At 65.7% G+C, this 15310-nt stretch carries 15 protein-coding genes; 4 read left to right on the top strand and 11 right to left on the bottom strand.

Annotated elements, in window-relative coordinates; all coding sequences use genetic code 11:
• Positions 1-38: 38 nt before the first annotated feature.
• Both BJ994_RS06125 and BJ994_RS06120 read right to left on the bottom strand, forming a co-directional pair.
• Positions 39-1361, bottom strand: a complete 1323-nt coding sequence (locus BJ994_RS06125) for a class I SAM-dependent RNA methyltransferase (protein WP_342450301.1) — start codon at positions 1359-1361, stop codon at positions 39-41.
• Positions 1358-3334, bottom strand: a complete 1977-nt coding sequence (locus tag BJ994_RS06120) for an amino acid permease (protein WP_167992524.1) — start codon at positions 3332-3334, stop codon at positions 1358-1360. Before BJ994_RS06120 ends, BJ994_RS06125 begins: the two co-directional genes overlap by 4 nt.
• Before the next feature lie 109 nt (positions 3335-3443).
• Between BJ994_RS06120 and BJ994_RS06115 the strand changes: the two genes are divergently transcribed.
• Entirely contained in the window at positions 3444-4118 is a 675-nt protein-coding gene (locus BJ994_RS06115) for an NAD-binding protein (RefSeq protein WP_167992521.1), read from the top strand.
• Complete coding sequence (locus BJ994_RS06110) at positions 4115-4828, top strand: NAD-binding protein (RefSeq protein ID WP_167992518.1); 714 nt, start codon at positions 4115-4117, stop codon at positions 4826-4828. The genes BJ994_RS06115 and BJ994_RS06110 overlap by 4 nt, the downstream gene beginning before the upstream one ends.
• A gap of 3 nt (positions 4829-4831) precedes the next feature.
• On the opposite strand, the gene BJ994_RS06105 is transcribed toward BJ994_RS06110, so the two are convergent.
• From BJ994_RS06105 to dut, 4 genes are all read right to left on the bottom strand, one after another.
• A complete protein-coding gene (locus tag BJ994_RS06105) occupies positions 4832-5494 on the bottom strand; it encodes a DUF3159 domain-containing protein (protein WP_167995886.1) in 663 nt (220 codons plus the stop codon).
• Positions 5495-5571: 77 nt separating this feature from the next.
• Positions 5572-5847 (bottom strand): single stranded DNA-binding domain-containing protein, encoded by a 276-nt coding sequence (locus tag BJ994_RS06100; RefSeq protein WP_167992515.1) that lies wholly within the window; start codon positions 5845-5847, stop codon positions 5572-5574.
• A gap of 85 nt (positions 5848-5932) precedes the next feature.
• On the bottom strand, positions 5933-6697 hold the full coding sequence (locus BJ994_RS06095) for a DUF3710 domain-containing protein (protein WP_167992513.1): 765 nt from the start codon (positions 6695-6697) through the stop codon (positions 5933-5935).
• Positions 6698-6765: 68 nt separating this feature from the next.
• Positions 6766-7245 carry a dUTP diphosphatase gene (gene dut, locus BJ994_RS06090; RefSeq protein ID WP_425339368.1) on the bottom strand — a complete coding sequence of 160 codons (480 nt, stop codon included), beginning with the start codon at positions 7243-7245 and terminating at the stop codon, positions 6766-6768.
• A 203-nt stretch (positions 7246-7448) separates the two neighbouring features.
• Here dut and BJ994_RS06085 point away from each other — a divergent pair, with 203 nt between their 5' ends.
• Positions 7449-7910, top strand: coding sequence for a DUF3093 domain-containing protein (locus tag BJ994_RS06085; protein ID WP_167992512.1), 462 nt, complete (start codon positions 7449-7451; stop codon positions 7908-7910).
• 25 nt (positions 7911-7935) lie between these two features.
• Here BJ994_RS06085 and BJ994_RS06080 read toward each other — a convergent pair whose 3' ends face one another.
• Positions 7936-8235, bottom strand: coding sequence for a DUF4193 domain-containing protein (locus BJ994_RS06080; RefSeq protein ID WP_167992509.1), 300 nt, complete (start codon positions 8233-8235; stop codon positions 7936-7938).
• 321 nt (positions 8236-8556) lie between these two features.
• On the opposite strand from BJ994_RS06080, the gene sepH reads away from it, so the two are divergent.
• A complete protein-coding gene (sepH, locus tag BJ994_RS06075) occupies positions 8557-9804 on the top strand; it encodes a septation protein SepH (protein ID WP_167992507.1) in 1248 nt (415 codons plus the stop codon).
• A gap of 48 nt (positions 9805-9852) precedes the next feature.
• Here the strand turns inward: sepH and BJ994_RS06070 are convergent, their stop codons facing one another.
• Genes BJ994_RS06070 through BJ994_RS06055 form a run of 4 tightly spaced genes read right to left on the bottom strand, consistent with a single transcriptional unit; the run spans position 9853 to position 15206 of the window.
• Positions 9853-10584, bottom strand: coding sequence for a thymidine kinase (locus BJ994_RS06070; RefSeq protein WP_167992506.1), 732 nt, complete (start codon positions 10582-10584; stop codon positions 9853-9855).
• Between the two features lie 3 nt (positions 10585-10587).
• Complete coding sequence (locus BJ994_RS06065) at positions 10588-11781, bottom strand: alkaline phosphatase family protein (protein ID WP_167992504.1); 1194 nt, start codon at positions 11779-11781, stop codon at positions 10588-10590.
• An 8-nt stretch (positions 11782-11789) separates the two neighbouring features.
• Positions 11790-12467: a DUF5998 family protein gene (locus tag BJ994_RS06060; protein ID WP_167992501.1), complete on the bottom strand. Its 678-nt coding sequence runs from the start codon at positions 12465-12467 to the stop codon at positions 11790-11792.
• Between the two features lie 60 nt (positions 12468-12527).
• Positions 12528-15206 carry a bifunctional acetate--CoA ligase family protein/GNAT family N-acetyltransferase gene (locus tag BJ994_RS06055; protein ID WP_167992499.1) on the bottom strand — a complete coding sequence of 893 codons (2679 nt, stop codon included), beginning with the start codon at positions 15204-15206 and terminating at the stop codon, positions 12528-12530.
• Between the last annotated feature and the right edge of the window lie 104 nt (positions 15207-15310).

Below are 15310 nucleotides of genomic sequence, written 5' to 3'. Positions count from 1 at the left end.
GCGTAGACCACGCGGAACAACCAGATTCATCCTATCCGTTACCGGCCGACGGGTGCCGCTGTGTGCGGGCGCAGCACAGCCACCGACTCCATGTGGTGTGTGTGCGGATAAAGGTCGAAGACCCTCAGCGTGTCCAGGCTCCAACCCGCGTCGGCGAAGTAGCTGACGTCGCGTGCGAACGACGCCGGGTCACAGGACACGTAGAGAACACACTTTGCGCCCGCTCCGGTGATGGCCCGGACGACTTCCCTGCCGGTCCCGGCCCTGGGCGGATCAAGGACGACCGCGTCGAGGTGCGGGCGGCGTTCCCGCAGCACCTTCTCGACCTTGCCCTGGACGATGTCCACGTGGGCGCGGCCATGGAGGTTGCGCCGGGCGTCCTTGCTCGCCGCGGGAGAGCCTTCCACGGACAGCACCATCCCTGACTCCCCTACCCGGTCTGCCAGCGCCGCAGTGAACAACCCGGCACCGGCGTACAGATCGGCAACCCGTTGGCCGGGCTCCGGCTGGAGTCCGTCCAGGACTGCGTCGGTGAGGACTTGAGGGGCGCTGCGGTGGATCTGCCAGAAACCCTCCCCGGTCACCCGGAACCGGTTCTCACCGACGATCTCCTGGACCCAGGTGCGGCCCTGCAACCGCTGGAGGGATCCGCTTTCCGGATTCCAGGCGGCCACGGAGGCTCCCGGGATGCCCTCGGCGAGCGACCGCACGGTACGGCTCAACGTATCCCCGGATACGGTCAGGAGCACCAGCGGCTCCCCCTCACCTGAGCCTGCTGCTACCTCTACGGCGTCCACACCGGTGAAATCGACGTTCCACAGCCCAAGCCCGTTGATGGCCGGGACGGCCAGGGGCATATCGGCAACCGGCACCAACTCCGTGGAACGGTGTCCGTGCATCGCCAGGTGGCCGGAAGAATCCACGGCGAATCCCACCCGGGTGCGCCATCCCAGACCGTCCGGGGACTCATCCGGCACCGCTTCCACGGATACGCTCCGCTCCACCTTGCTGAGCCTGGCCAACTGCTCCTCGAAGATATCTGCCTTCACCCTTCGCTGCACCGCGAGGTCCATGTGCCCGAACTCCGCACCGCCCACCGGGCGGGTTCCCCGCGTTCCCGCCAACACCGCATCGGCCAGCGGCCAGGGGTGGTTCACCCGATCACCGGAAGGGCGCAGAATGTCGGTGGCGTCCGCGCGCCAGAAGCGGGCGTCGTCGTCGTACTCGGTCAGGCGCACCTTCACCACTTCGCCCGGCAGCGCATGCCGGACGAAGATGACGCGGCCCTCGTGGCGGGCGACGCAGTGCCCGCCGTGGGCGGGTGGACCGATGGTCAGTTCGAGTTCTGGAGTTTGAGTCACCTGAGGTCCTGAAATTTGCGGGCGGCGTCGGACGACGCGAGCTGCCATGGGACGCTGGCCACCATGACACCGGGTTCGAAATGGAGCCTGGTCTTGATGCGCAGCGCCGTCTGGTTGTGGACGAGCTGTTCCCACCACTTCCCCACCACGTACTCGGGAATATAGACCACGATGAGGTCCCGCGGGGAGTCGCGGCGCATGGATTTGATGTAGTCCATGATCGGCTGGATGGTATCCCGGTAAGGCGAGGCGAGAACAGTGATGGGAACCGGAACCTCGAGCCTGTCCCAGTCTTCGAGGGTACGGCGTGTCTCCTCCGGATCCACGTCGACCACAATCGCGTCCAGCTTCGACGGGCGTGATGCCCGGGCGAAGGCCAGTGCGCGCAGCACAGGCTTGCGCACGTGCGACACAAGAATGATCGCGTGCACCCTCGAAGGCAGGGCACGGACCGCCGAGGGGTCCTCGATCGCCAGCTCCCGGGCAACCTGGTCATAGTGGGCCTTGATGCTGAGCATGATCGCGAAGAGCACCACCATGGCCAGCACCGCTATCCATGCACCGAACTCGAACTTCGTGACCAGCACCACCGCGAGTACCGCCGCGGTCAGGACGAACCCGATGGAGTTGATGGCCCGTGACTTGTTCATCTGCCAGCGCCGCTTCTTGTCGACTGCGCTCCGGAGCTCGCGGGTCCAGTGCTTGATCAGGGCAAGCTGGGTGGCCGTGAAGGACACGAAGACACCCACGATGTAGAGCTGCACCAGCTGAGTGACATCGGCGCGGAACACAAGGATCAACAAGACCGCGCCTGCGCCAAGCGCCATGATCCCGTTGCTGAACGTCAAACGGTCGCCGCGGGTGCTGAGCTGGCGCGGGAGGTAGCCGTCCTTCGCCAGGATGGACGCGAGGACCGGGAAGCCATTGAACGCCGCATGGCCGGCCAGCAGGAGAATGAGGGCAGTAGCGAAGACGACGATGACGAAGGGCAGGGTTCCGCCGTCGAACACGGTCCCCGCCAGCTGGCTGATCACCGGGTTCTGAACGTAGGAATCGGGCACCGGCCGGCCGTCCAGCAGCAGCTGGTCGGCCGGATTCTGGACCACGTGGACCCTGGTTGCATTCGCCAGGTAGATGATCCCCGCCGTCAGCAGACTCGCTACAACACCCAGGATCAGCAGCGTACTTGCGGCGTTCCTGGCCCGCGGTGGTTTGAAGCTCGGCACATTGGCGCTCGGCGCCTCCACGCCGGTGAGCGCGGCGGCCCCGGCGGAGAACGCGCGCAGGATGAGCAGGGCACCGGCAAGGCCCACGAGCCCGGAATCGAACGCTGAATCCGGGATGATCTCGAAGCGTGCGCTGGGTGCCTCATCGAGCGTGCCGGCCAGTTGCTGGACCATACCCGTGATGCATAGGGCAGCAATGGCTGCCATGAAGATGTAGGTGGGCACTGCCAGTACCCGTGCGTCGCGGGTGAATCCACGCAGGTTGACCAGGACCAGGACGACGACGGCGCCGACCGCCAGGGTGGCCTGCGTCCCCGCGAGCGCCGGCGCGAGTGAAATCAGGTAGTGCGCCGCAGCGGAGACCGACACAGCGACAGTGAGGACGTAGTCAACCATGAGCGCTGCCGCGACGGTCACGCCCGCTCCGTTGCCGAGGTTGCGGCGGGCAATCTCGTAGTCGCCTCCGCCGGAAGGGTAGGCATGGACAGACTGGCGATAGGACGCAATGACCACCAGCAGCACTACGATCACCGCCAGGCCGACCCACGGCGACACCGCGACGGCGGCTACACCGGCAAGGGCGAGGGTGAGCAGGATCTCGTCCGGCGAGTACGCCGTCGAGGACAGCGCGTTCGCCGAGAACAGCGGCATGGCGATCTTCTTCGGCAGGGTTTCGTGCCGCAGCCGGTCGTTGCGGAACGGCTTGCCCACCAGCACCCGTTTGGCGGCCTCGAAGAATGTCAGCACAGCCCACAGACTAGCGCGTTAGGCTTGGTGGAGTATTCAGTGGCGGCAGGAACAGCGTGCAACAAAAGTTCGTGCAGGGCAGCTCTCGAGGACAACCAGGGGTGGCGCAGTGGCGCATTTCGTAATCATGGGCTGCGGCCGGGTGGGCGTCAGCCTGGCGCACACGCTGGATGAGTCAGGCCACAGCGTGGCCATCATCGACCAGGATGAGCGCGCTTTCCGCAGGCTGCGGGGATCGTTCGGCGGACGCAAGGTGACCGGCGTCGGCTTCGACCGCGACACGCTGAAGAACGCCGAGATCGAGAACGCCTATGCCTTCGCGGCGGTGTCCAGCGGCGACAACTCGAACATCCTCGCAACACGCGTTGCCCGGGAGATCTTCCACGTCCCCCACGTCGTCGCGCGGATCTATGATCCGGGCAGGGCCGAGATCTACCAGCGGCTCGGCATCCCCACCGTTGCCGCCGTGCGGTGGAGCGCGGACCAGGTGCTTCGGCGCATCCTGCCGGAGCAAAGCATCAACGGCGATTTCCGGGAATCCTCAGGAAGGCTCATCCTGGGTGAACTGGCCCTGCATGGCGGCTGGCTTGGCAGGTCCATCAAGGACATCGAAGCGGCTTCCGGCGTCCGGGTTGCCTACATCACGCGCTTCGGCGAGGGGATGCTTCCGGTCAGGGGCACCAACTATCAGGAAGGCGACGTTGTGCACGCCATGATGGAAACGGCGGCGACGGACGAGGTCGCGCGGATCCTGTCCAAGAAGCCGCAGGAGGAGTCGGAGTGAAAGTTGTCATTGCGGGAGCAGGCAGCGTTGGTTCGTCCATTGCGCGGGAGCTGCTTTCGAACAACCACGACATCCTCCTGATCGACCAGAAGCCCGAGGTCATTGGGCGCAGCGGGCTCAAGGGAGCCCGGTGGCTCATCGGGGACGCCTGTGAACTGACCACGCTGAAGGACGCCAAGCTGGACGAGGCCGACGTCGTCGTTTCGGCCACCGGGGACGACAAGGTGAACCTGGTGGTTTCCCTGCTGGCCAAGAGCGAGTTCGGGGTCGGGCGCACCGTCGGCCGGGTCAATAACCCGAAGAACGACTGGATGTTCGACGACTCCTGGGGGGTGGACGTAGCGGTGAACACACCGCGGCTCATGACCGCTTTGGTGGAGGAAGCGGTGGAGATCGGCGACCTTGTCCGCCTGCTGACGCTTCAGACCGGCGTTTCGGCGATCGTCGAATTCACGGTTCCGCAGGACTCGCTCCTGATCGGGCGGACACTGGGTTCGATCGAACTGCCTATGGACTGCACCATCGTGGCGATCCTGCGAGACGACGCACCCATCACTCCCAGCCAGGATGACGTGGTGGAAGCCGGAGACGAACTCTTCTTCGTCTCCGCGATCGCTGCAGAGGACGCTCTGCGCGACGCCCTCTCTCCAACGGAGCCGGAGGAACCGGACACCCCGGACCAGGAACCGGCCGACGACGACGGCGCCTGAAGCCTAGGCGGGCGGGTCCTGTTCCTTCTGGGCTGCCGGCCGCGATACCAGCCAGGCGAACCACAGCCCGAGCGCGTAGAGCGGGACACCCATTGCCACCCTCGTTGCACCGAGGGCAGCGATGTTGTCCGCCAGGTAAAGCGGCACCTGGACGATCAGCCGCAGGGCAAGAACCGCGACGATCAGCCAGGTAGCGAGAACGTAGGCCCGAACCCGTGAAGCGTTCTTCCGCCAGTCAGTGCCCTCGCCCCGGATGAATCCGAACAGCAGTCCGGCCAAGGGCCACCGGATGGCGATTGAAATGACCATTCCGACGATGTACGCCGCATTGGTGATGAAGCCCGGCAGGAAGAAGTCCTCCGCGTTGCCGGTCTGGTTGGCCACGAAGGCGCAGATCGCCACGCCAACCAGGCCCGAGAGCGCCTGCGTGAGGGGCGTCCTTGAGAACAGCCGCACAACGGTGAACACGGCCGCCACGGCGAGAGCGACAATCAGGGATAGCGATAAGTCGCGGCTGACCGTGAAGACGATGGTGAACAACAGGCCGGGAAGGATACTCTCTGCGAGGCCGCGTACGCCGCCGATGGACTGCAGGACATCGATTCGTCCGCTGGCATCCTGGCGGACGCCTGCCTTCGCGGCGTATTGATTGGCGAAGGCGCCCATGCCTGACTCGGCCCCGGCTGCATCCGCCGCCGGAACCTCGTTGTCTGCGGGGTGCGTCCGGTCTTTCGCGGGCTCGTTCACAGTGTCTCCTCCGGACGGCCGATGATCTCGTACCGCGGGTTGTAGATGGTGGGTACCCCGTCGACGATGCTGAGCATCCCCTCGAATGCCAGTTCAACGCCGGGATCGATTCCGGAAATCTTCCGCTGCCCCGTCCAGACCAGCCGGACACTGGTGCCGGAGTAACGCGTCGCAGCCGCCCTTGGTTCCCCGGTGGCGGGGCCGGAGCTGTGGGCGGCGTCCGAGATGAAAGCGGCGAAGCGCGGCGCGGAGCTCCGGGGAAGGATGGTCACCCGGTCAACGAAACCCCGACCGGTAGAGCGCCCGCGGCGCTCTCCCGCGTGGGAACCGGCCGGGAGCTCCCCGTGCCCGGCAGGATCAGCCAATGTGGGTGATCTCGGGGCCCCTGCGGAGGGGGTTGTCGAGGGAGTCCTTCGCATCCTGCGGCTGTTTGGCTTGCGCTCCGGCATCCTTCGGCAGTCTCAGCGGGAGGAGCTCACGCGGCGGCAGGGGATGATCCCCGCGCACGACGACGACGCTTCTGAACAGCTGCTCCATGGGTTCTGCCGCGGCCTTGTCCACCGCGGCAGCGCCGCCGAAGACTCCGCGCAGGAACCATCGTGGTCCGTCGACGCCGACGAACCGGGCTACCCGGAAACCGGACCGGCCGTCGGGTGTCTGGGCTGGAAGTTTCGCCACCAGTTCGGTGCCGAACTCACCGTCGCGTTCTTCGATGGTTCCGCCCTGCGAACCGACCGATCCACCGATCTGGCCGCGGATCTCTTCCCACAGACCTTCAGAACGCGGCGCGGCGAATGCCTGCAGTTGCAGGTTCGAGCCGTTCATGTCGAGGGTGACCGCAATGACGCGTTTGGTGCGTTCCTCCACCTCGAGGCGCAACTGCAGGTTCTCCGCGGCTCCGATCCGCAAAGCACCCAGATCGATATACCCGGTGTCGGTGTCCTTTTCCGATACGTCGAACGGCCCTGCAGCCGCGCGGTCGGTTGCATCCGGGCTCTCCGCGACAACATCGGTGTCGTCGCGGACCTCCGCGGTCTCCTGAGCGGACTCCTCAACGGTTTCCTGAGCGGATTCCTCAACTGCTTCGGTTGGACTTGATTTCTTTCGGCGTCCGAATACCATGACCGGGTTCCTCCTTCATGTCGTTGGCGGCTGTTGCCCCGCCTGTCGATTCCCTCTGCTGCGTGCGCCTAGGCCGGCGCGAATCCCCCGGTCGAGCCGAAGCCACCGGCACCGCGGACCGACTCAGGCAGTACGTCCACGGCAATGAACCGCGCATACTCAACCTTCTGGATCACCAGCTGCGCGATGCGGTCCCCCCTGGCGAAGGCCAGCGTTTGCGAGGCATCGGTATTGAGCAGCGTGACAGCAATTTCTCCACGATATCCAGCGTCCACGGTTCCCGGTGCGTTGACAACAGTGATCCCGTGCTTAGCGGCGAGGCCCGAGCGCGGGTGCACGAACGCGGCGTACCCTGTGGGCAGGGCGATGGCCACTCCCGTGGGGATGAGTGCGCGCTCCCCCGGACCGAGCTCAAAGTCGATGCGGCTGCGGAGGTCGGCCCCGGCGTCGTCGGGGTGGGCGTAGGCGGGAGGCTCCAGGCCGTCGTCGAGCATCTTGATTTGCACGGACAGTGCCTCCGCGGTCTCCAGCACGTCTATCTCCTGCACGTTATTCCTGCACGGTGGATGGATCTCGATGATTCTCCAGGGCCCCGTGGACGGTTGGCCGGCGCCGATCGCACCGCTGCCCTGATGCTTCCCTTACTGTATCGCTTCCCTACCAGCTGCGGACGCGGTGAGAACCTATGCAGGACTGCAGGTGCGAAGCGGGCAGGATGAAAAGCCGCCCGAAAGGTGCTTAGCTAACAATCATGTCTACAGGATCCCCCACCGGCGCTGTCATCTACGAAGAGAAGTTGTGGCCGGCGCCGTGGATCTGGGTGGTAGTGGCCGGCGCTGCGGTTGCCTCTGTGTTCACGTTCATTCCCATCAGCGTCGAAGCTGGAATCATCGCAGCGATTGTCGTCGCAGTGATCCTCACCACCCTGTTGGTTCTCTCCACGCCCCGCATCCGCGTCACCGCCAGCGACGTTCAGGTTGGACGGGCGCAGATTGAACGGAAATATATTGGAGCCGTTGCTGCCTTCTCGGGCGCGGAGGCAACAGCCCAGCGCGGGCCGCAACTGCATGGCAAGGCATACCTGTGCATTCGGGGCTGGATCTCCCCCGTCGTCAGGATCGAAATTGAGGACGCCGAAGACCCCACGCCTTACTGGTTAACGTCAACGAGGCGGCCTGAGCAGCTGAAAGCCGCACTGACCGCCTCATCGTGAGGACCACAATCCCTTAGCGGGTTTCCTAGCCCTCGCAGTCCTTGCAGTAGGCGAGTCCATCCTTTTCCTTGGCTATCTGGGAACGGTGACGCACCAGAAAGCAGGACGCACAGGTGAATTCATCTGCCTGGGCGGGCAGGACCCGAACCAGCAATTCCTCACCGGAGAGGTCTGCGCCGGGGAGTTCGAACCCTTCCGCTGCATCAGCCTCATCCTCATCGACAACCGCGGACTGCTTGTCAGTGCGACGCGACTTCAGCTCCTCAATGGAGTCTTCGCTGAGCTCATCGTCGGTCTTGCGCGGCGCATCGTAATCAGTCGCCATAGTTAGTTGTTCACGCTCCGGTGGATAGTGGTCACAGTCGTATTCGATGGACAGGTCTTCCTGGGCTGGGAGCCCACGTCGTCCTGTCCGTTTCACAACGTCGAGAGGGCCAGATTTGTGCCCGTACCGCAGAGATTGTTGCTGATCATCCCCCGAAAAGCCAATCGGGAGGCACAATATTCACTCAATGGCGGGGCGTCCAGGTGTTATCGTCCGCTAAACCTGCAGAACTTCCGCGCCACACCAAGGAAGAAGTAGGAACCAGACCTCATGGATGGCAGAGTTTCACCGAAAGCAAAGAACGTCGGCTGGAGGGTTTTGATGCAGGAGCTACGGCTGGTGGGAGTGGATGAGGACGGGGGTCATCTGCTGTTGAGCGGCGAAGGTGGTGCCGCCTTCCGTCTACCCGTCAACGAGGCGCTGCGGATGGCGAGTACCAGGCCGTCCACACGTCCCGTGCGCCAGGAGGTTTCCGACGGCGCACAGAATCGCCCAACACTCAGCCCCAGGGACATCCAGGCGAGAATCCGGTCCGGTGCCACGGCGCAGGAGATCGTGGATGAAACCGGGGTGGACCGGGCGCATGTCCTTCGGTATGAGGGTCCGGTGCGCGCTGAACGGGACTACATGGCGCAGCTTGCCCGGCGCGTCGAGGTTGCCTCGCCCGTGCCGTCCCACGACGGCTACCGCTCAGCATTCGGAGACAATCCGGCGCAGCTGGAAGACATGGTCCGCTTCCGCCTGCAGGCATTCGGTGTGGATCCGGACGCCGTCGAGTGGGATGCCTGGCGCAAGCCGGACGGACTATGGACGGTGGTCGCCCGGTTCGGCCTGCCAAGCGCTTCCACTGCTTCCGTTGGCGAGGAGCCGCCCGCAGAATGGACGTTCAATCCTTCCCGGCGTGCGGTGCTGAACGCAAACCGGTGGGCGCAGGTGCTCAGCGAACTCGAGCCGCTCGACGGCCCGCTGCCGTCCCGCCGGCTCAGTGCGGTCGCGGACAAGGTCTTCGACTTCGAGACCGACACGGGCAAAGCAGATCCGGACGCCCAATCCGATGACGAGTCCGACGAACTGCTGGATGTGCTGCGGTCCCGCCGCGGGCAGCGGCTCGGTGCCGATGAAGACGGCGACGACGCGCTCGCGCTCATGCTCGCGAAGGGCCACATTCCCGCCGCTCACCCCCGCACGGGCCACACAGAACCGGATACCGGTCATCAGGACGCGGAGCCGCGTCCCTTCCCGGGTCTGAGCCTGGCGCCGTCCATCTTCGATGACGAAGATACCCAGGACACGTACGACGACGGCACGCCACGTCTCTTCGAGGGCGTCAGCACCCACACGAGAGAGATCAGCATGATCGCTGGTCCGTCCAGCCGAATGGATGACGACGCCGCCACCGCACCGGACCATGCGCGGGACCAGAACACGCCCAGCGCTGAAAGCACCCCTGAAACAGCTGCGAACTCCGAGTCGAAATCCGCTGAAAGCAATGCAGACCGGAAGATCCGTCCGCGGCGCTCAAGCGTGCCGAGCTGGGACGAGATTGTTTTCGGCACTAAGGGAGACTGATTCGGCGCTCAACGCGCTATTCTCAGCAACCCAACGCGAGTCCGTCCGTCAGAGCAGTGCTGCAGCGGGATCGAACGGTAGCGGGGTATCGCTGCCGGCAAGGGTGCGCGCCGTACGCGCCGTGACCTCACGCATGTGGTGCCGGCGGCACAGCGTCTCGTAACCGACCACCGGCGCGCCCGATGCGTCCAGCGCATCCAGTCCCCCGCCGGTGAGCTTCTCCTGCCGGGAATCATCCTCGGCGGCCATAGCCCCAACGTCCCCAACGACCATCTGTTCGCCCTCGATCACCATGATGCCGTCCACGGTGCGCGCATTGTGCGTGGCGCGACGGCCGCACCAGCACAGAGCCTCGACCTGGAGAACCTGCGTGCGGTCGGCCAGCTCGATGAGCCGTTGCGAGCCGGGGAACAGTTGGGTCCTGAAATCGGACGTGATGCCGAAGGCGAAGACGTCAATGTCCATGTCGTCGACGATCCGGGCGAGCTGCTCGATCTGCTCCGGCACGTAGAACTGCGCCTCGTCGCAAATGAGGTAGTCCACCCGCGTGCCGTGCGTGCGCCTCGCAACTATTTCATCCCAGAAATTGGTGTCAGCACGGACCTCGATGGCCGGAGTCTGTAGGCCCAGGCGGCTCGAGATGACCGACTCTCCAGCGCGGTCATGCGAACTGAAGAGCAGACCGCCCCGACCACGGGCACTGTGGTTATGGTCCATCTGCAGCGCAAGGGTGGATTTGCCGCAGTCCATGGTTCCCGAGAAGAAGACAAGCTCGGCCACGGTTCAGCGCCCCACGATGCGCGAAGGGGCGGGACCGGGCTTCTTGAGTGTCAGGAGCGGGACTTCCCGTTCCGCCCGGGTCACCGATCCATGTTGACCCACCACGTCAAGCGCGGACGCGGCTACCCGGCGGGTGTCGTAGAAAGCTACGGGTTCCCGTGCCGCGACAAGGACGTCCCCGATCCGTGCTTCCACTCCTGGGTCCACGCTGCCGAACAGTCCTGCGCTGATCGCCTCGGCGCGGGTTAAGATCCAGGCCCGGGAACCATATGTTTCCCGCCACGTCTGAACCAAATGCTCCCTTTCGGACGGCGACAGATCGGGATCGGTGTAGAGGTGCACCATACGGGGCTCACCGGCCGTGTGGGTGACGCCATCGGTCAGGCGCGGCTCTGCCGAGTAGTCGATGCGGTGACGGCGTTCGACATCCACCATGCCGTGGTCGGCCGTCAGGAGAAGCAGGGTGTGCGGTGGGAGTTTCGCGGCGAGACTACGCATGCTGCGGTCCAGGTCCTCCAACCGCTCGCCCCACTCAGGCGAGGCAGAACCCGAGCGGTGTCCGGTCTTGTCCAGGTCATTGAGGTAGAGGTAGACAAGTGCCTGTTCGCTGGCTGCAAGGGCCGAGCATACGGCTTCCACGCGGGCCTGCGGCGTGCTGCCGGCGACGTAGGTGCTCCCGCGCAGGGCAGCGCGCGTCAGCCCCGAATTGTCGAACCGCGGCAGCCCGACGCTGGTGACCGGCACGTCCGCAGCGATACGTTCGAAGACTGTGCTGTGCGGCTGCCAACGGGCGGGTTCCACCTCCGCGTCCCAGCCGCCGAGCATGTTGACTACCTTTCCCTGCGCCGGATCAAGCACGTCATAACCCACAAGCCCGTGCTGCCCGGGCGGCAGGCCGGTGCCCAGGGAGGCGAGCGCGGCCGCCGTCGTGCTGGGAAAGACCGAGCCGATCTTGCGCGCGGAGTCGAGGAAGCCGCGCAGGAAGGGGGCATGCCCCGACCGCTGCCTCAGGAGGCCCGCGCCCAGGCCGTCGACGAGTACAACGCAGACCCGGCGGGCAATGGGCAGATCCAGTGCGTTGACGAAGCCCGGCAGGCCCAGTGCGGCAGCGGAGCTGGTAAATACTTCACCGATGGTCCCGCGGCCGTACGCGGGTGCTGCCGGGAGCGGTTCCCGGTGGAGGATAGCGCCTGTCACGTGTGGCTTTACCGCCCGTGGTGCGCCCGGCTGAAGCGCGTTGCCAGGCCCGGCTGGCGGCGGCCGGGCTGCGGCTGGTTAACGACGACGCCGGCCACCGATGGGTTGGCCGTGCTCACTGTACGCAGCGCACGCGCGAAGGACTTGGCATTCTGGACGGCCTGCAGGCCGTCTGCCTCCGCGCTCACGCGCAGAACGATGTCTTCCTGGGCAATGGTTCCGGTATAGCCGTGGTCGGCGTCGCACTGCGGGTCCCCACAGCTTGCCGGCCCCATGTCCAGCCGCTGACCGCCGGACCAGGCGATCCCCAGCGTGAGTTCGCGCGCGGGATCCGAGGGCTTGTAATCCTGCGGTTGCGCGTAGAGGTAGCTGAGCACCACCGAGCGGATCTGGCTCACCGGTACCGATTCGGTGGACACCTGCGCCGAGACCAGCTCGCCGGCGTCGTCAAGCTGTTGGTCATCGACGTGGGTGACCACAAGCATGTCCTCGGTGAGGACGAGGACGGTGATGTGCCTGCGCACCTCAGTGCGTTCGAAGTGAGTCTCAAGGTGGACCACATGCGAGAGGGGCTCACGGCCATCCAGTGCATCATGAACAACGTCGGCCACGAGCCTTGGGTAGAAGCCCGCACGTTCGAGGGAGGCATCCAGGTCGCGGCGCTCAGCCGACAGCGATGGAGTCATGGTTCCAGTGTGACCTATCGCAGCGGCGCCCGCATAACCGGGAGCACCCTTTGTGGAGGGTCAGTCACGCAGCGCGCGGCGGGCGCTGTCGGTGCGCTGCTGCGGGTTGCCGACGCTGACGTCCGCACTCAGGACGGCCAGGCCGACCGCAGAGACAAGGACCGGATTGAATGACAGCAGGGCGATCTCAGGATGCCGCTCCTTGAGGTGCGCCACCCGCAAAAGCAGGTCTTCCAGCGCGGGAACGTTGACCGGCGGCAAGCCCTGGTAGCCGAACAGCCGTCTGCCGGCACGCGGCGTCCTCACCAGTTCCGCAGCGTCCAGGGTGGTCAGCGGCGGGATGGCGTGTGCCCAGTCGTCGAGCAGGTTCACCGCGTCACCGGCCATGCCGAAGGAGATGACCGGGCCTAGGAGCGGGTCCTCGATCGCCCGGATCACGCACGCCTGGCCCGGGGGCACCATTCTCTGGACTTCGAGCCCCGGATTACCGAAGGGGGCAAGTTCCCGGCGCATGCTTCCGATCGCTGTCCGCAGTTCCTCGGCGCCTGCAAGGTTGAGCCGTACGCCCCCGAAGTCCAGGCGGTGCCGCAGGTGCTCGTCGACCGTCTTCAGCGCGACCGGCCAGCCGAGCTCTCCGGCCGCCTCAACCGCTTCGACGTCCGTTTCGAAGGACACCGAGGGCACCAGCCCGATACCGTAGCTTGCCAGCAGCCGCCCGGTCTCCCCGCCGTCCAGCCGTGCAAGCCCGACGTCGCTGACCCGGTCGAGGGCGCCGGTCAGGTGAGCGGCGGCGTCGTCCTCGGCGATATCCGCAAGCTCCGCGAACTCGCCGTGATCCCCTGCCCGCCACCGACTGTAACGCGCAACCACGCCGAGCGCGGCCAGCGCCGCCCCCGGGCTCCCGAAACACGGTACGCCGAGCCCGGCGTCGTCCAGCGCGCCCAGCCCCTCTACCTGTTCCGCCGCGTCCAGCGCACCGGTGAAGCAGGCAACAACCGGCTTGCCGGCGTTGTCGCCGCACTCCCGCAGGACCGGCAGAATGGCGCCCGGGGTAAGTCCGGCTGCCGGCAGGAGCGTCACGACGGCGGAGTGCACGGCGGCGTCGCCGAGGGCCGCCTGCAGTGCGGCCTTGAATGCGGGAAGGGCTATGGATTGCCCGGTCTCAAGATCGAGTGCGGCGTTCAGGTGGACAACGTCGAGGCCCTGTGCCCCTGCGCCGTCTGCCACCACCTTCCCGAGAGCCAGCGAGTTGCTGAATACCGCCACCCCCGGCCCGGCCGGAAGCGGTTGGCCGACCACGATCTGGGCGACGTCCATCAGTTGTTCTGTGGTTTCAACCCGGATGACGCCGGACTGCCGCAACATGGCGTCCAGCGCTCCGCCCGGCGCCTGGGTGGTGCGCACGGCGTGCCCGGGCGGGAGCTGCAGTCCCATCACCTCCGACTTCGCGACGAGCACCGGCTTCATCCTGGACAGCCTGCGCGCAATGCGGGAAAACTTTCGCGGGTTCCCGATCGATTCGAGGTAGAGCGCCACAGCCCGGGTCCGCGGATCGTCCTCCCAGTACTGCATTGCGTCGTTACCGGAGACATCGGCGCGGTTACCCGCCGAGAGCGCTGATGAGGGGCCAAGGTTCCTGCGCGTCGCGGCCGCGTGGAGCATCACCCCGATCGCGGCGGACTGGCTGAAGAGCCCGAGTCCGCCCGCCCGGGGCAGCAGCGGCGCCATGGAGGCGTTCAACCGGATGGCAGGATCCGTGTTGACTATTCCCAGGGATGCCGGTCCGATCACGCGCATACCGTACGACCGCGCGCTGTGCACAAGGGCGCGTTGACGCGCGAGTCCGTCGCCATCGTCGGCGAAGCCCGCGGTGGCGACCAGCAGCCCCTTCACGCCTGCCTTGCCGCACTCATCCACCACAGCCGCCACGCGATCGTATGGAACGGCAACGATTGCAAGGTCCACCGGCCCGGGGACCTCCCCGATCGATCCGTAGGCAACCATTCCGTTCAGCTCGAAAGCTTCGGGGTTCACTGCCGCCACCGTGCCGGTGAAGCCGCCGTCGATGATGTGTTCAAGGAGGGAATATCCAACGGTCCCCCAGCTGCGGCTCGCGCCAATCACGGCAACCGACGACGGCGTGAGAAGAGTCTCCATGCTTCGCGCCTCCGCGCGGTGTTCGCGGGCCTCCATGACGGCCCGTGAGCGCTCCGTGGGGTCGATGTTGAAGGTCAGTTCCACGACGCCGTCATCGAAATGCCGTTCCACCTCGTAACCGGCCTCCGCGAAAACGGTGATCATCTTCCGGTTCTCCGGCAGCACCTCCGCCGTAAAACGGCTAATCCCATTCTCGCGTGCGGCGGCGGCAAGGTGTTCCAGCAGTATGGAGCCAAGGCCCCTGCCCTGGTGTGCGTCCGAGACATTGAACGCGACTTCCGCCAGTGCCGGATCGTCGAGGCGGTCGTAGCGGCCGATACCGATGATGTCAGCGCCGCGCGTGACCACAAAGGCCACGCGGCTCACATGGTCCACCTCGGTGAAGCGCTTGAGTTCCTTCGCGCTCAATGAGGACTTGTAGGTGAAGAACCGCAGGTAGATGGAGTTCTGCGACTGCCGCTGGTGGAACGCCTGGACGGCGTCCGCATCGAGTGGCGAAATAGGGCGCAGGTGACCCGTTGAGCCGTCCCGCAACACGACGTCCGCCTCCCAATATTGCGGGTAAAGACGCTCAGCCACCATAGACTCACAGTAGTGGCCGGGCACGCCCGGGCAACAGCACCTGCTTTCGACGCCGGTGTAGCTGCCCACTGCAAGTGCCCCTGCAACGCACAATCCGAACACTT

The sequence above is a fragment of the Arthrobacter pigmenti genome (assembly GCF_011927905.1).
GTDB classification, from domain to species: Bacteria; Actinomycetota; Actinomycetes; order Actinomycetales; family Micrococcaceae; genus Arthrobacter_D; species Arthrobacter_D pigmenti.
The sequence above is the reverse complement of the archived record's forward strand: the minus strand, read 5'-3'. Positions and strand labels throughout refer to the sequence as shown.